20 protein-coding genes are annotated in these 18,641 nt (G+C 61.0%); 9 read left to right on the forward strand and 11 right to left on the reverse strand.

The features are described from left to right. Positions 1-169 precede the first annotated feature (169 nt). Positions 170-1,075 (forward strand): cation diffusion facilitator family transporter, encoded by a 906-nt coding sequence (locus AB4N92_RS14890; protein WP_021493237.1) that lies wholly within the window; start codon positions 170-172, stop codon positions 1,073-1,075. On the opposite strand, the gene AB4N92_RS14895 is transcribed toward AB4N92_RS14890, so the two are convergent. From AB4N92_RS14895 to ureE, 5 genes are all read right to left on the reverse strand, one after another. Beyond that, complete coding sequence (locus tag AB4N92_RS14895) at positions 1,047-2,165, reverse strand: AGE family epimerase/isomerase (RefSeq protein WP_236266913.1); 1,119 nt, start codon at positions 2,163-2,165, stop codon at positions 1,047-1,049. The genes AB4N92_RS14890 and AB4N92_RS14895 overlap by 29 nt on opposite strands. Before the next feature lie 181 nt (positions 2,166-2,346). Beyond that, positions 2,347-2,919: a HupE/UreJ family protein gene (locus AB4N92_RS14900; RefSeq protein ID WP_021493235.1), complete on the reverse strand. Its 573-nt coding sequence runs from the start codon at positions 2,917-2,919 to the stop codon at positions 2,347-2,349. Between the two features lie 22 nt (positions 2,920-2,941). After that, entirely contained in the window at positions 2,942-3,556 is a 615-nt protein-coding gene (gene ureG / locus AB4N92_RS14905) for an urease accessory protein UreG (protein ID WP_010213562.1), read from the reverse strand. A gap of 13 nt (positions 3,557-3,569) precedes the next feature. Further along, positions 3,570-4,244, reverse strand: a complete 675-nt coding sequence (locus tag AB4N92_RS14910; protein ID WP_042570867.1) for an urease accessory protein UreF — start codon at positions 4,242-4,244, stop codon at positions 3,570-3,572. Then, complete coding sequence (ureE, locus tag AB4N92_RS14915) at positions 4,241-4,741, reverse strand: urease accessory protein UreE (protein WP_010213559.1); 501 nt, start codon at positions 4,739-4,741, stop codon at positions 4,241-4,243. The genes AB4N92_RS14910 and ureE overlap by 4 nt, the downstream gene beginning before the upstream one ends. Before the next feature lie 276 nt (positions 4,742-5,017). Between ureE and AB4N92_RS14920 the strand changes: the two genes are divergently transcribed. Further along, the gene (locus tag AB4N92_RS14920) at positions 5,018-5,515 is read left to right on the forward strand and encodes a C40 family peptidase (RefSeq protein WP_021493234.1); all 498 of its coding nucleotides are present in this window, start codon (positions 5,018-5,020) and stop codon (positions 5,513-5,515) included. A gap of 5 nt (positions 5,516-5,520) precedes the next feature. Here AB4N92_RS14920 and AB4N92_RS14925 read toward each other — a convergent pair whose 3' ends face one another. After that, entirely contained in the window at positions 5,521-6,153 is a 633-nt protein-coding gene (locus AB4N92_RS14925) for a TetR family transcriptional regulator (RefSeq protein WP_010213557.1), read from the reverse strand. Positions 6,154-6,303: 150 nt separating this feature from the next. Further along, positions 6,304-6,756 (reverse strand): hypothetical protein, encoded by a 453-nt coding sequence (locus AB4N92_RS14930; RefSeq protein WP_021493233.1) that lies wholly within the window; start codon positions 6,754-6,756, stop codon positions 6,304-6,306. Between the two features lie 359 nt (positions 6,757-7,115). Here AB4N92_RS14930 and AB4N92_RS14935 point away from each other — a divergent pair, with 359 nt between their 5' ends. Further along, positions 7,116-9,185 (forward strand): AsmA family protein, encoded by a 2,070-nt coding sequence (locus AB4N92_RS14935; RefSeq protein ID WP_010213555.1) that lies wholly within the window; start codon positions 7,116-7,118, stop codon positions 9,183-9,185. 201 nt (positions 9,186-9,386) lie between these two features. Here AB4N92_RS14935 and AB4N92_RS14940 read toward each other — a convergent pair whose 3' ends face one another. Together AB4N92_RS14940 and AB4N92_RS14945 are read right to left on the reverse strand one after the other, a co-directional pair. Beyond that, positions 9,387-9,917: a ferritin-like domain-containing protein gene (locus tag AB4N92_RS14940; RefSeq protein ID WP_010213553.1), complete on the reverse strand. Its 531-nt coding sequence runs from the start codon at positions 9,915-9,917 to the stop codon at positions 9,387-9,389. A gap of 98 nt (positions 9,918-10,015) precedes the next feature. After that, positions 10,016-10,915, reverse strand: coding sequence for a LysR substrate-binding domain-containing protein (locus AB4N92_RS14945; RefSeq protein WP_021493232.1), 900 nt, complete (start codon positions 10,913-10,915; stop codon positions 10,016-10,018). 136 nt (positions 10,916-11,051) lie between these two features. Between AB4N92_RS14945 and AB4N92_RS14950 the strand changes: the two genes are divergently transcribed. Both AB4N92_RS14950 and AB4N92_RS14955 read left to right on the forward strand, forming a co-directional pair. Further along, a complete protein-coding gene (locus tag AB4N92_RS14950; protein ID WP_021493231.1) occupies positions 11,052-11,693 on the forward strand; it encodes an FMN-dependent NADH-azoreductase in 642 nt (213 codons plus the stop codon). Positions 11,694-11,773: 80 nt separating this feature from the next. Continuing rightward, a complete protein-coding gene (locus tag AB4N92_RS14955) occupies positions 11,774-12,664 on the forward strand; it encodes an esterase/lipase family protein (protein WP_236267370.1) in 891 nt (296 codons plus the stop codon). Here the strand turns inward: AB4N92_RS14955 and AB4N92_RS14960 are convergent. Next, complete coding sequence (locus AB4N92_RS14960; protein WP_010213549.1) at positions 12,661-13,530, reverse strand: DMT family transporter; 870 nt, start codon at positions 13,528-13,530, stop codon at positions 12,661-12,663. The genes AB4N92_RS14955 and AB4N92_RS14960 overlap by 4 nt on opposite strands. Before the next feature lie 97 nt (positions 13,531-13,627). Here AB4N92_RS14960 and AB4N92_RS14965 point away from each other — a divergent pair, with 97 nt between their 5' ends. The 3 genes from AB4N92_RS14965 to AB4N92_RS14975 all read left to right on the forward strand — a co-directional run bounded on the left by AB4N92_RS14965 (position 13,628) and on the right by AB4N92_RS14975 (position 15,997). Next, positions 13,628-14,416: an AraC family transcriptional regulator gene (locus tag AB4N92_RS14965; RefSeq protein WP_010213548.1), complete on the forward strand. Its 789-nt coding sequence runs from the start codon at positions 13,628-13,630 to the stop codon at positions 14,414-14,416. 71 nt (positions 14,417-14,487) lie between these two features. Continuing rightward, a complete protein-coding gene (locus AB4N92_RS14970; RefSeq protein WP_010213547.1) occupies positions 14,488-14,790 on the forward strand; it encodes a PsiF family protein in 303 nt (100 codons plus the stop codon). A 193-nt stretch (positions 14,791-14,983) separates the two neighbouring features. Next, positions 14,984-15,997 (forward strand): AI-2E family transporter, encoded by a 1,014-nt coding sequence (locus tag AB4N92_RS14975; protein ID WP_010213545.1) that lies wholly within the window; start codon positions 14,984-14,986, stop codon positions 15,995-15,997. 134 nt (positions 15,998-16,131) lie between these two features. On the opposite strand, the gene AB4N92_RS14980 is transcribed toward AB4N92_RS14975, so the two are convergent. Further along, entirely contained in the window at positions 16,132-17,400 is a 1,269-nt protein-coding gene (locus tag AB4N92_RS14980) for an Hsp70 family protein (protein ID WP_044286563.1), read from the reverse strand. Positions 17,401-17,638: 238 nt separating this feature from the next. Between AB4N92_RS14980 and AB4N92_RS14985 the strand changes: the two genes are divergently transcribed. Beyond that, positions 17,639-18,577, forward strand: a complete 939-nt coding sequence (locus AB4N92_RS14985) for a DnaJ C-terminal domain-containing protein (RefSeq protein ID WP_021493229.1) — start codon at positions 17,639-17,641, stop codon at positions 18,575-18,577. Positions 18,578-18,641: the final 64 nt, after the last annotated feature.

The following is an 18,641-nucleotide window of genomic DNA, read 5'->3' on the forward strand; positions in this document are numbered from 1 at the left end:
CCCGCATCGCCGGCAAGCCAACTCCACATTTGAGCGTATTCACACAGTCAAAGGTGGGAGCTGGCTTGCCGGCGATGGCGCCAAATCGGCCAAAACACGACATAAGGTACACTCCACCCGGTAAAACCCCTCCGCACCGTGCGGATTTAAGGTTTTGACGGGAGGAAATGTGAGTAACCGAGGTGAGCAGGCACTGCTCAAACAATCGACCATCCTGATGTTCGCAGTCGCGATCGCCGGGATTGTCACGGGTGTGGTATCCGGCGCCCAATCCATTCTGTTCGACGGGTTTTTCTCGCTGATCGCCACCGCCATCAAGGTGTTGATGTTGATCACGGCCAAGCTGATCGCGAAGAAAAGCAACGAACGTTTCCAGTTCGGCTATTGGCATCTGGAGCCCATGGTGCTGCTGATCGAAGGCAGTTTCCTGTTGCTGATCGCCATCTATGCGTTCCTCAACGGCGTGTTCGGCATTATCAATGGCGGCCGCGAGATCGAGTTGGGGCTGGTGATCATCTACGCGGCGGTGTTTACCGTCGTCGAGTTCGCCTACTTCTTCTACGTGCGTTATCGCAATCGCCAGCTGAAATCATCGCTGATCCAGTTCGACAACATCAGCTGGCTGGTGGACGCGATGCTGTCGGTGGGCTTGCTGATCAGTTTCCTCGCGGCACTGTTGCTCAAGTCCCAAGGCTATGGCGAGTGGGCGGTGTATGTCGACCCATTGATCCTGATCCTGCTGGCCTTGAGCATGCTGGCGCCAGCGTTCAAGATCCTGCGCCCGGCCTTGCGCGAGGTACTGGGGATCGCTCCGGACCAGTTGGACGACAAGGTGCGCGAAGTGATGGATGCGGCCCAGGCCAGGCATGGTTTTGACGACTATGTGTCCTACGTGCAAAAGCACGGACGGGCACGGTTTATCGAGATACATGTGGTGTTGCCGGCGGATTACCCGGTGGATAACGTTGCGACCCTGGACGGGCTGCGTGAAGAGATATCCACAGGGCTCGGCACGCCGGATGCGGCGCGCTGGCTGACGATCAGCTTTACCGGAGATCGCAAGTGGATTGCATAAGGCCCTGGTAGCAGGTCGCCAAGTGATATGGCGTGGTCGACGGCATGTCCCGTCGGCTCACGACGCCCTTGGCATCCAGGCATTCATTCCAGCCTTTTGCATGCAGGAAGTGCCGTTGCAACGCCAGCAATTGGCGTTGCAGCAGCGCTTCGCTGTCCGGCCGCAAGGTCAGTGCCCGCAGGTACTCGGCCTGGGCCCAGATACGCTGGGTGCCGTCGCGGACCGTGCCGTCCAGCGCCAACATGCCGCTGACCGCACCGCTGACGTTATCCACACCCTTGAGTTCCGCGTAGGCGAAAGCCCGGGTCAGGGACGCATGCAGCGGCGTACCCCGCAGCACTTCCGAAGACTCCAGCAAAAAGAACCATTCGAACTGGTGCCCCGGCTCGAACCAGTTATCCACAGCGCCCAGCGGTTTTTCCATCATCACGCCGTGTTGACGGTCGATGAAACGCCGCTGCATGGCCGTCGCCAGCCCCAGCAGGGCGGCTTGCACCTCGGCGTCTGCTCGTACCGCGAGGGTGGCAAGGAGCGCTTCGGCCAAGTGCATCAGCGGGTTTTGCAGCGGGCCGGACTTGAGCGATGACCAGTTGCGCTCCAATACGGCCTCGTACAGGCCGTCGCCTGTGGAAAACCGTTTGGCAACGACTTCCAGAGCGGCATTGAGCACCGATTCCACCAACGGCTCACGCACCTTGGCCCAGTAATGGGCGCAGGCAAAGATGATGAAGGCGTGGGTGTAGAGGTCTTTGCGCTTGTCCAGCGGCTGGCCGGACGGGTCGATGCTGTAGAACCAGCCGCCGTGCTCGGCGTCGTGGAAGTGCCGTTGCAGGGACCGGAACAGTGCCGCTGCACGCTCTTGCGCGAAGGCTGCGCCGGGCTCGTCGATCAGGCTGGCAAACAGGTACAACTGCCGGGCGCAGGCCATGGCGCGGTAGCGTTGCGGGGGCAGAGGGCGATGATCGGCGTCGAGCGCCTCATAGGGCAATGCCAGTTCGGCATTCCAGCCCGGACCTTGCCAGAGCGGCACGATCAGGCTGTGGAAGTGCGAAAGCACGGTGTTCAAGGAGGGTTGGGAAGCGCTGGGCATTGGCTGGCGTCGTCACGGCAGGGGTGTAGGCGCGCATGGTATCAGGCTTGGGTTCGGTGGTGTCTGGTCTACCGCTATCGGGGGCAAGCCCCCTCCCACATCTGGACCGTATTTCAAGGATGTACTCGGTCAACTGTGGGAGCGGGCTTGCTCGCGAAGGAGCCTTCAGCAGCGCTGCAAATCAGCCAGCGAGCAACCAAACCCCAGTCGCCGCCGAAGCTGCCCCGGCAATCCGCACCAACGGCGCCGCTGCCGCCGGCAGAAAGCGCACCACGGCATAACCGGCCGCGTGCAGCACAGCGGTTGCACCGACAAACCCTGCGGCATACGCCCACGGGCTGGACATGTCCGGCAGCTCCAGGCCATGGGCCACACCGTGGAACAGTGCGAACAACGCCGTCGCCCCCACAGCCATGAACAGCGGCGGCCGCACCGCCAGTGCCACCGCCAGACCCAGGGCCAGCACCGACGCAGCAATCCCGCTTTCCAATGCCGGCAACGCCAGGCCTTCAAAACCCAGTACGCCGCCTATCAACATGGTGCCGACGAACGTGCAGGGCAGGGCCCAACGGGCGGCGCCTTTTTGTTGGGCGGCCCACAAACCGACGGCGACCATCGCCAGCAAGTGGTCGATGCCACTCAGGGGGTGGCTGATACCGGCCACCAGGCCGTTGTCGCCATGGCCAGGGTGAGCGAAGGCCAGGGCTGGGGCCAGCAGCAGGGCGGCGGCGGTGAAGAGTTTCTTGAGGCTCATGGACAGGTTCCTTAAGGGTTGATCAGGCGGCGGTCAGCAAGCCTTGGCGTTCGATGAAGGCGACGATGTCCTCCAGGCCGACACCGGTTTTCTGGTTGCTGAACACAAAGGGTTTGCCGTTGCGCATGCGGGTGGTGTCGCTGTTCATCAGCTCCAGCGACGCGCCGACCAAGGGCGCCAGGTCGATCTTGTTGATCACCAGCAGGTCGGATTTGCAGATGCCAGGTCCGCCCTTGCGTGGCAGCTTGTCGCCGGCGGACACGTCGATCACGTAGATGGTCAGGTCCGACAGCTCCGGGCTGAAGGTGGCCGAGAGGTTGTCGCCGCCGGACTCCACCAGGATCAGGTCGAGTCCAGGGAAGCGGCGGTTGAGCTGGTCGACGGCTTCCAGGTTGATCGAGGCGTCTTCGCGGATCGCCGTGTGCGGGCAGCCGCCGGTTTCCACGCCGATGATGCGCTCCGGCGCGAGGGCCTGGTTGCGCACCAGGAAGTCCGCATCTTCGCGGGTGTAGATGTCGTTGGTGACCACCGCCAAGTTGTAGCGATCACGCAGCGCGAGGCACAAGGCCAGGGTCAGGGCCGTCTTGCCGGAGCCCACCGGGCCGCCGATACCGACACGCAAAGGTTGGGTGTTCATATGTGCTTTTCTCCTAGGAACGGAATAGGCGGCTGTACTGGCGCTCGTGGGCCATGCATGCCAGGGACAGGCCGAACGCGGCGCTGCCGAAATGGTGGGGGTCGATGCGACTGGCGTCCTGCTGGGCTTGTTGCAGCAACGGCAGCAATTCGCTGGTCAGGCGCTGGGCGGCTTGCTGGCCGAGGGGCAAGGTTTTCATTAGCACGGCCAATTGGTTTTCCAGCCAGCTCCACAGCCAGGCGGCGAGGGCATCGGCGGGGCTGATGTGCCAGGCGCGTGCGGCCAGGGCCCAGCCCAACGCCAAATGCGGTTCGGGGCACGCTTGAAGGACGGCGCGGGCGGCTTCATCCAGTTCCGGCAGGCCGTTGAGCAGTTGTTGCAGGGAGTAGCCCATCTGCCGGCTCTCTTGATACAGCTCGCGGGTCTCACGGCTGGCGCGATGTGCCTCGCACAGCTGGGTCAGACGCGGCCAGTCAGCATCGACCGCCGCTTGGCAGTGGGCGAGTAACACCGGGGCTTCAAAGCGCGCCAGGTTGAGCAGCAACTGATCGCTGATCCAGCGTCGCGCACTGGCAGCATCGCTGACGCGACCGTTCTCCACCGCCATTTCCAGGCCCTGGGAATAGCTGTAGCCGCCAATCGGCAATTGCGGACTGGCCAGACGCAACAGCGCCCAGGCTGGGTTCATAGACGCACGCCGAACTGGTGCAGCTTGGGCGGGTAGTTGAAATCTTCATCGCCATGGCGCGAGTGGTGGTGTCCGCCGCCGTAGGCGCCATGTTCCGGCTGGAACGGCGCCTCGATGGTTGCCGTCTGCGCGCCCAGTTGTTCGAGCATGGCCTTGAGCACATAGTCATCGAGCAGGCGCAACCAGCCATCGCCGACCTGCAATGCCACATGGCGGTTACCCAGGTGATACGCCGCACGCGTCAGTTCAAATGCGCTGCTGCAGGTGACGTGCAGCAGGTGTTCAGGCCGGGCGCACACGCGTACGACTCGTCCGTCCTCGGCCTGTAGGAATTCGCCATCGTGCAGCGGTGGCTGGCCGCGCTCCAGGAAAAGGCCGACGTCTTCACCGTCGGCACTGAAACAGCGCAGGCGGCTTTTGCTGCGGGCTTCGAAGTTCAGCAGCAACTCGGCGGCCCAGAGGGCTTGGGGGGCGATTCGGCGGTGGATCACCAGCATCAGGAAGCTTCCAGCTATGAGCGATGAAGCAGCTAGAGCAAGGGGCTTGCCAACCTCGATGGGGAGTAGGAATTGCCTGTAGGCAAGCGCGGCATGCCACTAAACAGGGCGAGGAAAAATGCTCGACGTGCGCCAAAATGGTGCGCAATGTTGCGTGTTGCACGCGTGATGGGCATTTTCGGATTTTCCCTACACGTTATGGGGAATCGGCGTTCATCACCTTACCTGCGAGATCATTAGGCTGTGCGCCGTGTTTAATTCACTGCGACGTTCATCATGTTCAAATCATTTTGTTGCCTGGTTATTGTCAGCCTATCTCTCGCGCTTTCATCGGCTTCCGCGAATTTGAAGTCCCATCCGTCCTTCAGCACTTCGCTGAAGCAAGCGTCTATCGAGGATGTGGTCGACCGCGCCCACGAACTGCTGGGTACGCCTTACAAGTGGGGTGGCACCTCGGCGGACCAGGGTTTTGATTGCAGCAGCCTGCTGGTCTATCTGTTCAAGACCGAAGCCAATATCCAGTTACCGCGCACCACTGCGGCCATGCAGCGGTCAACAGCAGCCACTATCAGGCGCAATGCGCTCAAGGCGGGTGATGCGGTGTTTTTCAAAGGAAATGGGGGCGGACAAGTCAGCCATGTGGGCCTTTATATAGGCGAGGGCAAATTTATCCATTCACCCCGCGCAGGCAAGCACATCCGCATCGACTCATTGAGCAACAGCTACTGGAACAAGAATTACACCACCGCCAAGCGTTTCCACACGGCAGGGTGATGGCTTTACTCGGTGCTGCCCAAACCCTGCCAGTGCTTCAAGCCGATAAAGATAAAGCGCAATTGCTGGGTGATTTTTGCCTGGGGCGTGAGGTGTTCAGGCAGCGCCTGGGCCGGTGGGTCGATGATGTCGGGAAGGGTGGCGAACACACTTTTGACGATCAGGTCGGCCATCACATGCAGACCTTCGGCATCCAGGTGCTGCAGTTTTGGCATGAGCGTCAGGTCGGCCGCCAGGTCGCGGGTGATGTCTTCACGCAATGCACCGATCGCCTGGCGCACCGCCAGGCAGCCGCCGTATTGCTCGCGGGCCAGGAACAGGAATTGCGAACGGTTGGCCGAGACCACGTCGAGAAAGATCCGCACGGAGGCATCGATAATGCCGCCCATCACGAATTCGTTGTGGCGCACCAGACGGATCGTGGCGCGGAAGGTCTGGCCGACTTCACTCACCAGCACGAGTCCCAATTGGTCCATGTCGGCAAAATGCCGATAGAAACCGGTGGGCACGATACCAGCCGTTTTTGCCACTTCGCGCAGGCTCAGGCTGCCAAACCCACGGCCACACTCCATCAGATGGCGGGCTGCGTCCATCAGGGCGAGGCGGGTCTGTTGCTTCTGTTCGGCGCGGGGCAGCATGGGCGGGCGGGCTTTGTCGGCGAGTACAGCGACGCACTCTAGCAAAACAGTTCTGTTGGCGTCGAACTTGGCGGGGAAGGGCGTGACGCGATCTACAGGAAAGCAAAAGCCCGATCGACAGATCGGGCTTTTTTCTCGGCCACCACGGGGTTAGCTCTGTGCTTGATGCAGTTCTTGCAGACGGTCAGCACCGCCTTCAGCAACGCCTTCGGTGTAGGCGCGTTTGTTGGCTTGTTCTGCACCGCCTTCGACCAGACCTTTCTGTTCCAGGCGATCACGGCCACCTTCGGCAACAGCATTGCGCTCCAGCAGGCGATCAGCACCACCTTCAACCAGGCCTTTTTCTTCCAGGCGGTTGCGGCCGTTTTCGGTCAGGCCTTCGGTGTAAGCGCGTTTGTTGGCGTGTTCCGAACCATTTTCAGCGACAGCGCCTTTGGCGTAGTCACGGTTCTCGTCTTCTTGCGAACCGCTGCGAGCGACGGTCTGGCTGAAATGAACGGCGTCAGCTTTGACTTGGGGTGTGGCCTGTTCGGCGGCTGGCAGGGCGAAGGCACTGGAAGCCAGGATAGATAACAGGGCGGTAGCGAGTAGTTGGCGTTTCATGATGGGTTGCTCCTTGGGAGGGCGATAAAGTGGGTACAGGGCTAATGCTACTCTCGATAAGTCGATATAAAAGTTCATAAACACAATGGTAATAATCAACAGAATTGATTGTTCTAGGCAGAGGCTCTAGAACGGGCCTCTCAAGCACGCGGTTTTGCACCGGGGTGGGTATTTTCGACACGTTCGTGGGTAACAATGGTGCGCCGTCGTAGGCCGAATCTGTCGAGTTGGTCAGAAATTGAGGTTTTTCCAGGCAAATCGGGGATTGGGTTAAACCCCCAGGCGGTTTGCCAGTCGGAGTTCTATAAACTGTCTTAAAAGGCTGTCACCCAGCCAGTCGTATTCAGGAGTCCTGTGCAATGACGCGCACTCGTAAAATTGTCGCTTGGAGCTGCGCCAGCTTCGCTCTGTTAATCGCTGTGGCGGTGTTGGTCCTGGTGTTCTTTGACTGGAACCGCATCAAGCCGCCCCTCAATGCCAAGGTTTCTGAAGAACTGCATCGGCCATTTGCCATCAACGGCAACCTGGCGGTGGTGTGGGCGCGTGAACCCGATGAAGGCGGCTGGCGCGCCTGGGTGCCATGGCCTCATGTGATTGCCGAAGACCTGACCTTGGGCAACCCGGACTGGTCGAAGAACCCGCAGATGGTCACCCTCAAGAAGGTGGAACTGCGCATTTCTCCCCTGGCGTTGCTGGTGCAGCGTGTGGTGATCCCGCGTATCGATCTCACCGAGCCGAGCGCGCAATTGCAGCGCCTGAGCGATGGCCGCGCCAACTGGACCTTCAAGTTCGACCCCAAGGACCCAAACGCCGAGCCTTCCAACTGGGTGGTGGACATCGGTGCCATCGGCTTCGATAAGGGCCACGTGACCCTCGACGACCAGACTCTAAAGACTCAATTGGATGTGATCATCGACCCGCTGGGCAAACCCATTCCCTTCGGCGAAATCGTCGGCGACGCTGATGCCAAGAAGGCCTTGGAAAAAGGCTCCGCCCCGCAGGACTATGCGTTCGGCCTCAAGGTCAAAGGTCAGTACCACGGCCAGAAGCTCGACGGCAGCGGCAAGATTGGTGGCCTGCTGGCCCTGCAGGACGCGGCCAAGCCGTTCCCGCTGCAAGCCCAGGTCAACATTGGCGACACCCGCATCGCCCTGGCCGGCACGCTGACCGACCCGATGAACCTCGGCGCGCTCGACCTGCGCCTGAAACTCGCCGGTTCCAGTCTGGGCAATCTCTACCCACTGACCGGCGTGACCCTGCCAGATTCGCCAGCCTATTCCACCGACGGTCATCTCATCGCCAAGCTGCACGAGCCCAACGGCGCTTCGTTCCGCTATGAAAATTTCAACGGCAAGATCGGCAACAGCGACATCCACGGCAACCTCGCCTACGTCGCCAGCCAGCCACGGCCCAAGCTCAGTGGCGCCTTGGTGTCCAACCAACTGCTGATGACCGACCTCGCACCGCTGATCGGCGCCGACTCCAACGCCAAACAAAAAGCCCGTGGCGGTGACAGCAAACAACCGGCGACCAAAGTGTTGCCGGTGGAAGAGTTTCGCACCGAGCGCTGGCGTGTCATGGATGCCGATGTGGAGTTCACCGGCAAGCGCATCGTGCACAGTGCCGATTTGCCCTTCACCGACCTCTACACCCACCTGGTGCTCAATGATGGCGAGCTGAGCCTCGAACCCCTGCGTTTCGGCGTCGCCGGCGGCAAGCTGGACGCGCAGATTCGCCTCAACGGCCGTATCACGCCAATGGAAGGTCGCGCCAAACTCACTGCGCGCAACTTCAAGCTCAAGCAGCTGTTCCCGACCTTCGAACCGATGAAAACCAGCTTCGGTGAACTCAACGGCGATGCCGACATTTCCGGGCGTGGCAACTCCGTGGCGGCACTCCTGGGCACCTCAAACGGTGACCTGAAGATGCTGATCAACGACGGCGCCATTAGCCGTGGCCTGATGGAAATCGCCGGGCTCAACGTGGGCAACTACGTGGTGGGCCGCCTGTTTGGCGACAAGGAAGTGAAGATCAACTGCGCGGCGGCGGACTTCGGTATCAAGACAGGCCTGGCGACCACGCGTTTGTTTGTGTTCGATACCGAGAACGCCATTATTTACATCGAGGGCACGGCGAACATGGCCACGGAACAGTTGGACCTGACCATCAATCCGGAATCCAAAGGCTTCCGCCTGTTCTCCCTGCGCTCACCGCTGTACGTCAACGGGCCGTTCATCAAGCCCAATGCGGGTGTGAAAGCCATTCCGCTGGCATTGCGGGGGGCGGGCATGGTTGCGCTGGGTGTGGTTGCCGGCCCGGCGGCCGGGTTGCTGGCATTGGTCGCGCCGAGTGGTGGTGAGCCGAATGAGTGCGCGCCGTTGCTGCAGCAGATGAAGGAAGGCAAGGCGCCGAAAACAGTAAAAGGCTAGCCTCCGGTAGGGATGAAAATCGCGTCTGATATGCAGGAGCCTGAAGGGAAATATCCATTAGCCCTGTTGACGGTAACTCGTCTACTGTCAACGCTAACAGGTAGATGCCCGTTTCTATCGCAGTGATTGCGTATAAAAAAGCCCCAAGTAGGAGCGGTCGCTCCCCTTGGGGCTTTTTTGGCGGCGCCTATCGAGGGTGGCCTACAGGCTTTCGAGAATATCCGCCATGTCGTCGGCGTGCTCTTCTTCCTGAGCCAGGATTTCTTCAAACAGACGGCGCGTGGTTGGGTCCTTATCACCGATGTACTGGATGATTTCGCGGTAGCTGTCGACGGCAATCCGCTCGGCGACCAGGTCTTCGTAGACCATTTCCTTGAGGTCCTTGCCGGCCACGTATTGCGCGTGGGAGTTTTTCGACAGCAGGTCCGGGTTGAACTCCGGCTCGCCGCCCAACTGCACGATACGCTCGGCGAGTTTGTCGGCGTGTTCGGCTTCCTGGGTGGCGTGCTCAAGGAACTCCTGCGCGGCCACTGCAGCCTTGATGCCACTGGCCATGAAGTAGTGGCGCTTGTAGCGCAGTACGCAGACCAGCTCGGTGGCCAGCGAGGCGTTCAGCAGGCGAATGATTTCTTCGCGGTCGGCATCGTAGCCTTCGGTCACGGCACCGTTCTCGACGTTCTGGCGGGCGCGGCTGCGCAGGGTCGCAACGTCAGTCAAGTTTGCTTCGGTCATCTCAATCTCCTGGTACTAATCCGGTTTTGCGCCACGCTCTGCCGGCGTGATCGCTCCAAGTTGTGAGTCCCGCGCAACACAAAAAGTTTTATCGGATTTTACAAGGCGTGACCGGACAGCCTGACTTCCTCCTGCATCCACTGGAAGAATGCTCGCACTGGCGGATGGCGCTCGCGGCCCGGTACGCACAACGCGCTGTAACCCGCCCCGTCCACGCTGATCCGGGGCCGGTAAGGCACCAGTAACCCCGAAGCCAGACTTTCCGATACCAGAATGTTGCTGGCCAGGACCAGGCCCTGACCGGCGATGGCTGCTTGCAGCGCGTAGTGCTCTTCGTCGTATTCGCGCAATATCGGCGCGTCCCGCAACCAGCGTTCCCCAGCCTTCTCGCACCAGGCTTGCCAGCCCAGCGCGTAGAGCTTGGAGTTGTGCCAGCGCACGCTGATCAGTGTGGGAGCTTGCGTTTGGGCCAGCACCACCTGCTCGGGGGAGCCGTATACCGCAAAAGATTCATCGAACAAGCACAAACCATAGAGGTTGGGGTAGTCATCGAGGCTATAGCGGATCACCAGATCGACGCTGGCATCTTGCTGCAAGTCGACGACTTCACACTGCGTATCCAGGCGCAGGTTGATACCAGGGTGTGCGGCGTAAAACCGTCCCAACCGTGGCACCAGCCATAAGGCGGCGAAGGCTGGCGTGGTGGATACGGTGAGGTGCCCGGTGCTGCGTTGCGGGCGCAGGGTGTCGAGGCTTTGCGCCACGTCCAGCAGGGCACCGTGCACGCTGTGGAACAGCCGTTCGCCACACTCCGTCAGGCGCACCTGGCGTGGCAGACGTTCGAACAGCGGCACCCCCAGCCAGGTTTCCAGGCTGCGGATCTGGTGGGAGACCGCCGTGGGTGTGACCGACAGTTCCTGGGCGGCAGCCTTGAAACTGAGCAGGCGCGACGCCGATTCAAAGGTGCGCAGCGCGGTGAGGGGTAGCGAGGCAAACATTTCAGCTCCATGGATGAAATGGATTCATCCGGATCAACTATTGCTCATTTGTCGGAAGTACCCAGCGACTCTAGATTTGCGCTTAAGAACGACGGCTATCCAGACCGTCTGAGTCTAACTCGCGAAGGTCATACAGATGAAAAAAATGCTAGTTATCCACGCCAGCCCCCGTGGCGAACGTTCCCACTCGCGGCGCCTGGCCGAATCCTTTCTCGACGTGTGGCAGGCCGCCAACCCTGGCGCGCAGGTCACGCGGCGCGAAGTGGGTCGAGCGTCGATTCCTCACGTCAGCGAAGCGTTCGTCGCGGCGAATTTCTACCCCGAACCGCAATCCATGCCCAAGGTGATGAAGGCCGACCTGCAACTGAGCGATGAACTGGTCGCAGAGTTGATTGACCACGAAATCCTGGTGATTTCCATGCCCCTGTACAACTTCGGCGTGCCCAGCGGCCTCAAGGCCTGGATTGATCAGATCGTGCGCATGGGCCTGACCTTTGATATCACTCAAGACAGCCAGGGCATCGCGCAGTATCAGCCTTTGCTCCAGGGCAAACGTGCACTCATCATCACCAGCCGGGGCGGCAATGGCTTTGGTCCGGGTGGCGAGTTTGAATGGATGAACCATGCCGACCCGCACCTGCGCACGGTACTGGGCTATATCGGTATCGAGGATGTGCGGGTGATTGCTGCCGAAGGTGAAGAGTCGGACAAGAGCGTATTCCAACGTGCCTATGCCGACGCCGAGCGCCAGTTGCATGACCTGGCTGGGCACTTCTAAAAAGCCCGGATGTCATGGGGTGGTCACGTCGGTTGATCTAGGATGGACCTATTACTTCCATCGCCCTGGACGCCTGCTCCATGCCGCAATCCCTTGCCACGCGTTACCCCTTGGTGCTGGTCCCCGGCATGCTCGGGTTCGTGCGCCTCGTTTGGTTTCCCTATTGGTACGGCATCGTCCCGGCGCTACAGGCGGGTGGCGCACAGGTGTTTCCTGTGCAGGTGGCGCCGCTGGACTCCAGTGAGGTACGTGGCGAGCAATTGCTGGTGCAGATCGAGCGCATCCGCCGTGAAACGGGGGCCGACAAGGTCAACCTGATCGGTCACAGCCAGGGCGCGCTCACCGCGCGGTATGCGGCGGCCAAGCGCCCGGAGTGGGTGGCGTCGGTCACGTCGGTGGCCGGGCCCAACCATGGCTCCGAGCTGGCGGACCACATTCATCTCAATTACCCAGTGGACGGCGTGAAGGGGCGGATCATGAGCGCGCTGTTTCACCTGGTCGCCTGGGTGATGGGCGTGTTGGAGACCGGCTATCGCGGGCCGCGCTTCAAGGCGGACTTGCAGGTCTCCCATCATTCGCTGACGAGTGCGGGCGTGGCGCTGTTCAATCAGCACTATCCACAGGGGTTGCCACAGACATGGGGTGGGCAGGGGGCAGAAGAGGTCAACGGCGTGCGTTATTACTCGTGGTCCGGCACTTTGCAGCCGGGCATCACTGACCGTGGTCGCAACCTGTTCGATGGCACCCACCGCAGTTGCCGCCTGTTCGCCCGCAGCTTTGTGCGTGAAAAGGGTCAGTGCGACGGCATGGTCGGACGCTACAGCTCGCACCTGGGATGGGTGATCGGCGATGACTACGCCCTGGACCACTTCGATATCGTCAACCAGTCCCTGGGCCTGGTGGGCAAGGGCGCCGAGCCTATCCGACTGTTTGTCGAGCATGCCCGGCGCTTGAAGGCTGCCGGGGTTTAGCGCACCGGGGTGGTCCAGCGCTCCGACAGAATCACCCCGCCCAAGGTCAGCAAACCGCCCACCAAGTGATACAGCGCCAACTCTTCCTTCAACACTACGGCGGCGATCAATGCAGTGATCAACGGCAGCAAGTTGAAAAACAGCGTGGTGCGGCTCGGGCCCAAGGTCTTCACCGAATGCATCCACGCCAGTGGCGCCAACATCGAGGCCAGCAGGCACGCATACAGCACCAACGGAATGTTCGCCCAGCCAAGGCCCGCTTTCGCGGAGAACAGGAACAGCGGGAACAGCACCACCACCGCCACCAGCACCTGCAGATACAGCAACACCAACGGCGGCAGGCGCAGCTGCCATTTTTTCAGCAGGGTGCTGTAGACCGCGTAGGCCAGTGTCGCGACCAGCATCATGCCGTCACCCAGGTTGACCCCGTGTTGCAGCAATGCGTCGAGGCTGCCGGCGGAGACCACCACCACGACGCCGGCAAATGACAGCACGGCACCGGTCAGCGCGCCGTAGGTCAGGCGCTGGCCCAGGCTGATGATCGCCGCCGTCAGCGCCATCAACGGCATCAACGACAGGATGATCCCCATGTTGGTCGCCGTGGTCAGCGACGCGGCGTAGTACGCCAGGCTCTGGTACACCGCCATGCCCAGCACGCCGAGGATGAATACCTTGCCCAGGTTCGGGCGGATCAGCGCCCAGTTGGCGATCACCGGCTTGATCATGAACGGTGTAAACAGCAGCGCCGCCAGCAACCAGCGGTAAAAGCCGATTTCTGCAGGGAACAGCGCGCCCACGGCCAGCTTGTTGACGACGGTGTTGCCAGCCCAGATGAAAATGGCCAGCAAGGGATAAGCGTATTGCATCGAAATGAACCAAGTGTGTTGATGAGGCAGGATTATCCATTGTCTGGATCGAAGCCTATACTGCGATCCAGACAAACCACCTCTGTATCCAGACAATATGGCCAAGCACAACGTACGCCTTCCGGATTTTCCCCGGCTGCCGAGCCCGGTGTACTTTCGCTATTCGGATTTCGCGCCCGACACCGAGTGCACCCCGCACCAGCACTTCTGGGGTTCGCTGGACTATTCGGCCAGCGGCGTGATGCGCATGGAAGTGGCCGGTAACCGCTTCATGTCGCCGCCGCAATACGCGGTGTGGGTGCCACCCCACACCGAACACAGCTCCTACAATGCCGAGGCGATCGTCTATCACTCGGTGGGGCTGGCGCCGGAACTCTGTGAGCGGCTGCCGCAACAGCCTTGCACCCTGGCCATCAGCGATATCCTCAAGGCCATCCTCAGCGATTTCGCCCAGCGTGACGTGAACATGCCGCAGACCGACGCCGACATTCGCCTGGCCCAGGTGCTGGTGGACCAGCTCAAGCAGGCGCCGATCCACGATTGCTTCCTGCCTTACGCCCGTCACCCCGGCCTGCTGGGCGTACTGGAAGGCCTGCAGGCCGACCCTGCCGACAATCGCCCCCTGGCTCACTGGGCAGAGCAAGTCCACGTGAGCGAACGCACCCTGGCTCGCCTGTTTGTGCGGGAGCTGGGCATGAGCTTCGGCGAGTGGCGCCAGCGCCTGCGCTACCTGGCGGCCATTGAAGCCCTCGACAGCCAGCGCAGCGTGCAACATGTCGCATTTGATCTGGGCTACAGCAGCGCTTCGGCCTTTATCGCCATGTTCCAGCGCCAGGCGGGCTGCACCCCAGAGCAATACCGGCGGACGCATATCCGTAGTCGGTGAAGATGTAACAGGCTTTGACTACACTACCCGGTAGGCCGTGCCCTCCTGCACGGCAACAGGGAGAAAACTCCATGAAGATGCTGCGAATTCCGTTGTTGATGATGGGCCTGCTGCTGTGTTCCCAAGGTTTTGCCGCCACCGCCCAGCAAAATAAAATGACCACCTGCAATGCCGAAGCGACCACCAAGACGCTCAAGGGGGACGAGCGCAAGGCCTTCATGAAGACCTGCCTGTCCGCCCCGGCGGCCAATGACGCCAAGACCCTGACGCCGCAGCAGCAGAAGATGAAGGATTGCAATGCGTCGGCGAAAACCAAGGCGCTGACTGGCGATGCGCGCAAAACCTTCATGAGCACCTGCCTCAAAGGCAGTTGAGTAGGCGAATCCCCTGTGGGAGCGGGCTTGCTCGCGAAAGCTGTTTTTCGTTCAACACCTCAGTGACTGAACCCCCGCTTTCGCGAGCAAGCCCGTTGCCACGCTGACAAGTTTGCAACACCAAGACCTCTCGCTTGATTCCTTCAAGGCTGGCAGACTGCCCATCCTTTAACGCCGTTCGTTTTGAGGCTGTATGCCAACGTTTTCTCAGCGTCACGTGATATTGCTGGCCAGCTACATCATCATTTTCGGCGGACTGCTGCTGGTGCTGCCGCTCAAATTGTTGCCCAGCCTGCTGGCCGGTCTGTTGGTGTTCGAGCTGGTCAACATGCTGACCCCCCAACTGCAACGGCTGATCGAAGGCCGGCGCGCGCGCTGGCTGGCGGTGGCGCTGCTCGGCACCTTGATCGTCAGTGTGCTGACCCTGATCTTCGCCGGTGCCATCAGCTTCCTGCTCCACGAAGCGGAAAACCCCGGGGCTTCCCTGGACAAATTCATGGGCGTGGTCGACCGCGCGCGCGGCCAGTTGCCGCCGTTCATCGATGCCTACCTGCCCGCCAGCGCCGCCGAGTTCCGCGTGGCCATCGGCGACTGGATGAGCAAGCACCTGAGTGAACTGCAACTGGTCGGCAAAGACGCCGCCCACATGTTTGTCACCCTGCTGATCGGCATGGTGCTCGGCGCCATCATTGCCCTGCAGCGCGTGCCCGACTTGACCAAGCGCAAACCCCTGGCCGCCGTGCTGTTCGATCGTCTGCACTTGTTGGTCCAGGCCTTTCGCAACATTGTCTTCGCGCAAATCAAGATCGCCGCGCTCAACACCGCCTTCACCGCCGTGTTCCTCGCCGTGGTGCTGCCGCTGTGCGGGATTCACCTGCCGCTGACCAAAACCCTGATCGTCCTCACGTTCCTGCTCGGCTTGCTGCCCGTCATCGGCAACCTGATGTCCAACACGCTGATCACCATCGTGGCGCTGTCGCTGTCAATCTGGGTGGCGGTGGCGGCACTCGGGTATCTGATCGTGATCCACAAGGTCGAGTACTTCCTCAATGCGCGCATTGTGGGTGGACAGATCAGTGCCAAGTCGTGGGAGTTGTTGCTGGCGATGCTGGTGTTTGAGGCTGCGTTTGGGCTACCCGGCGTGGTGGCGGGGCCGATTTATTACGCGTATCTCAAGAGTGAGTTGAAGCTTGGGGGAATGGTTTAGAGATTGATGTTGCTTGGGCCGGCCCCTTCGCGAGCAAGCCCGCTCCCACCTTTGAACGCGTTCCAACGTTGGAACTCAGCCAAAGGTGGGAGCGGGCTTGCTCGCGAAGGGCGCACCGCCGTTCAAGCTAACGCTCAGCAGCCGTAGCGCTTACTGGCTTCAATCGCCAACCCGCTGCCGATACTGCCAAAGATATTCCCTTCCACATGCCGCGCGTTCGGCAACATCGCCGAGATGCTGTGGCGCAGCGCCGGGATTCCGCTGGAACCGCCAGTAAAGAACACGGTGTCCACCTGGGCCACGCTCACCGACGCATCGTTGAGCAATTGCGTGACGCTGTTGCGCACGCGTTCCAGCAAGCCATCGATGGCCGACTCGAACAGCGCCCGGCTCAGTTCCACGCTCAGGCCCGGTTCAACCCGATCCAGCAGCACATGGCGACTGTCTTCGTGGGTGAGTTGGATCTTGGTTTCTTCCACTTCCATGGCCAACCAGTGGCCGGCGCGCTGCTCGATCAACTTGAACAGACGGTCGATGCCGCCGGTGTCTTCGATGTCATAACGCATGCTGCCCAGCGCCAGCTGGGATTTCTGCGAGTACACCGAGTTGATGGTGTGCCAGGTGGCCAGGTTCATGTGATGGCTGGTGGGCATGTAGGCGCCGCTCTTCATGCGGCTGCCGTAGCCGAACAGCGGCATCATGCCGTTCAACGAGAGCTGCTTGTCGAAGTCGGTCCCGCCGATATGCACGCCGCCGGTGGCGAGGATGTCGCTCTGGCGGTTGTCGTTGTGGCGACGGTCCGGGGACAGGCGTACCAGGGAAAAGTCGGAGGTACCCCCGCCGATGTCGACAATCAGTACCAACTCTTCTTTCTGGATGGTGGACTCGTAGTCGAACGCCGCCGCGATCGGCTCGTACTGGAACGAGATGTCCTTGAAACCGATCTTACGCGCCACGTCGACCAGGGTGTTTTCGGCTTCCTGGTCGGCCATCGGGTCGTCGTCGACGAAAAACACCGGGCGGCCCAGCACCACTTCTTCGAACTCGCGGCCGGCATTGGCTTCGGCGCGGCACTTGAGCTGGCCGATAAACAGCGCCAGCAGGTCGGTGAACGGCATCGCTGTGCCGAGCACGCTGGTGTCGTGCTTGATCAGCTTGGAACCGAGCAGGCTCTTGAGCGAGCGCATCAGCCGGCCTTCGTAGTTTTCCAGGTACTCATGCAGCGCCAGGCGACCGTACACCGGGCGGCGCTCCTCGAAGTTGAAGAACACCACCGACGGCAGAGTGATCTTGTCGTCCTCCAGCGCGATGAGCGTCTCCTCGCCGGGGCGGATCCAGCCGACGGTGGAGTTGGACGTGCCAAAGTCGATACCGCAGGCACGGGCTGGGGATGGGTTTTTCATGTCTATCGGGTTCCGGTTGAAAAACGGCCGCGCAGTGTATGCCAGTCGAAGGCGGATGCGTAGGCCGACTATCCGCTAAATCGCGCTTGAAAGTTGGGTATTTGCCCCAACATCTGTTGCATACGGCAAGTGCCGATAACACTTTGACGCATACCCAGGCCACGAGACTCAACAAGTGCAATGCAGCGCACGTTGTGCCCCGGACTGTGCGATCTCGATTAAGGATGGTGAACCGCCGATGGATTTCAAAGACTACTACAAGATATTGGGCGTAGAGCCGACGGCCGACGACAAGGAAATCAAGGCGGCCTATCGCAAGCTCGCGCGCAAATATCACCCCGACGTGAGCAAGGAGAAAGACGCCGAAGCCAAGTTCAAGGATGCGTCCGAAGCCTATGAAGCGCTCAAAAGCGCCGACAAGCGCGCCGAATACGACGAGCTGCGCAAATACGGCCAGCATGGCCAGCCGTTCCAGGGACCACCGGGCTGGCAGAGCCGTGGCGGCTTTGGCGGCGGCGGTGGCGGTGAGGATTTCTCGGACTTCTTCAGTTCGATCTTCGGCTCCCGTGGCGATGCCTTCGGTGGCGGCCAGCGCCGCCCTGCCGGACGTAAAGGCCAGGACGTGGAGATGCAGCTGTCGGTGTTCCTTGAGGAGACGCTGTCAACCGAGTCCAAGCAGATCAGCTTCCAGGTGCCGCAATACGACGCCTCGGGCCGGCATGTGAGCAACACCACCAAGAGCTTGAACGTGAAGATCCCCGCCGGTGTCGTCAACGGTGAGCGTATCCGCCTCAAAGGCCAGGGCGCACCAGGTGTTGGCGGTGGGGCCAACGGTGACCTGTACCTGATCGTCAAGTTTGCGCCGCATCCCAAGTTTGAAGTGGATGGCGAAAACCTGATCATCAACCTGCCGCTGGCGCCGTGGGAATTGGCGCTGGGCGCGGAAGTGGCCGTGCCGACCCTGACCGGCAAGATCAACCTCAAGGTGCCAGCCGGCAGCCAGAACGGCCAGCGCATGCGCGCCAAGGGCCATGGCTTGTTGAACAAGGCCGGGCAGCGTGGCTTCCTGTACGTGCAGCTCAAGGCCGTGATGCCACCGGCAGGCAATGACGAGGTGAAAGCCTTGTGGCAGGAGCTGGCGCAGAAAGCTGCTTTTAATCCGCGCGAGCAGTTCTAAGGCGAAAGCGAACACTGTCCTTGTGGCGAGGGAGCAAGCGCCCTCGCCACAAGTCGTGGCCTGT

The sequence above is a fragment of the Pseudomonas sp. S3_A09 genome (assembly GCF_054668065.1).

Excerpts from the sequence above, each read along its gene's own strand:
- AB4N92_RS14895 (WP_236266913.1), bottom strand. The coding sequence starts at position 2,165 with ATGCCCAGCGCTTCCCAACCCTCCTTGAACACCGTGCTTTCGCACTTC.
- AB4N92_RS14900 (WP_021493235.1), bottom strand. The coding sequence starts at position 2,919 with ATGAGCCTCAAGAAACTCTTCACCGCCGCCGCCCTGCTGCTGGCCCCA.
- ureG (WP_010213562.1), bottom strand. The coding sequence starts at position 3,556 with ATGAACACCCAACCTTTGCGTGTCGGTATCGGCGGCCCGGTGGGCTCC.
- AB4N92_RS14910 (WP_042570867.1), bottom strand. The coding sequence starts at position 4,244 with ATGAACCCAGCCTGGGCGCTGTTGCGTCTGGCCAGTCCGCAATTGCCG.
- ureE (WP_010213559.1), bottom strand. The coding sequence starts at position 4,741 with ATGCTGGTGATCCACCGCCGAATCGCCCCCCAAGCCCTCTGGGCCGCC.
- AB4N92_RS14920 (WP_021493234.1), top strand. The coding sequence starts at position 5,018 with ATGTTCAAATCATTTTGTTGCCTGGTTATTGTCAGCCTATCTCTCGCG.
- AB4N92_RS14925 (WP_010213557.1), bottom strand. The coding sequence starts at position 6,153 with ATGCTGCCCCGCGCCGAACAGAAGCAACAGACCCGCCTCGCCCTGATG.
- AB4N92_RS14930 (WP_021493233.1), bottom strand. The coding sequence starts at position 6,756 with ATGAAACGCCAACTACTCGCTACCGCCCTGTTATCTATCCTGGCTTCC.
- AB4N92_RS14935 (WP_010213555.1), top strand. The coding sequence starts at position 7,116 with ATGACGCGCACTCGTAAAATTGTCGCTTGGAGCTGCGCCAGCTTCGCT.
- AB4N92_RS14940 (WP_010213553.1), bottom strand. The coding sequence starts at position 9,917 with ATGACCGAAGCAAACTTGACTGACGTTGCGACCCTGCGCAGCCGCGCC.
- AB4N92_RS14945 (WP_021493232.1), bottom strand. The coding sequence starts at position 10,915 with ATGTTTGCCTCGCTACCCCTCACCGCGCTGCGCACCTTTGAATCGGCG.
- AB4N92_RS14950 (WP_021493231.1), top strand. The coding sequence starts at position 11,052 with ATGAAAAAAATGCTAGTTATCCACGCCAGCCCCCGTGGCGAACGTTCC.
- AB4N92_RS14955 (WP_236267370.1), top strand. The coding sequence starts at position 11,774 with ATGCCGCAATCCCTTGCCACGCGTTACCCCTTGGTGCTGGTCCCCGGC.
- AB4N92_RS14960 (WP_010213549.1), bottom strand. The coding sequence starts at position 13,530 with ATGCAATACGCTTATCCCTTGCTGGCCATTTTCATCTGGGCTGGCAAC.
- AB4N92_RS14965 (WP_010213548.1), top strand. The coding sequence starts at position 13,628 with ATGGCCAAGCACAACGTACGCCTTCCGGATTTTCCCCGGCTGCCGAGC.
- AB4N92_RS14970 (WP_010213547.1), top strand. The coding sequence starts at position 14,488 with ATGAAGATGCTGCGAATTCCGTTGTTGATGATGGGCCTGCTGCTGTGT.
- AB4N92_RS14975 (WP_010213545.1), top strand. The coding sequence starts at position 14,984 with ATGCCAACGTTTTCTCAGCGTCACGTGATATTGCTGGCCAGCTACATC.
- AB4N92_RS14980 (WP_044286563.1), bottom strand. The coding sequence starts at position 17,400 with ATGAAAAACCCATCCCCAGCCCGTGCCTGCGGTATCGACTTTGGCACG.
- AB4N92_RS14985 (WP_021493229.1), top strand. The coding sequence starts at position 17,639 with ATGGATTTCAAAGACTACTACAAGATATTGGGCGTAGAGCCGACGGCC.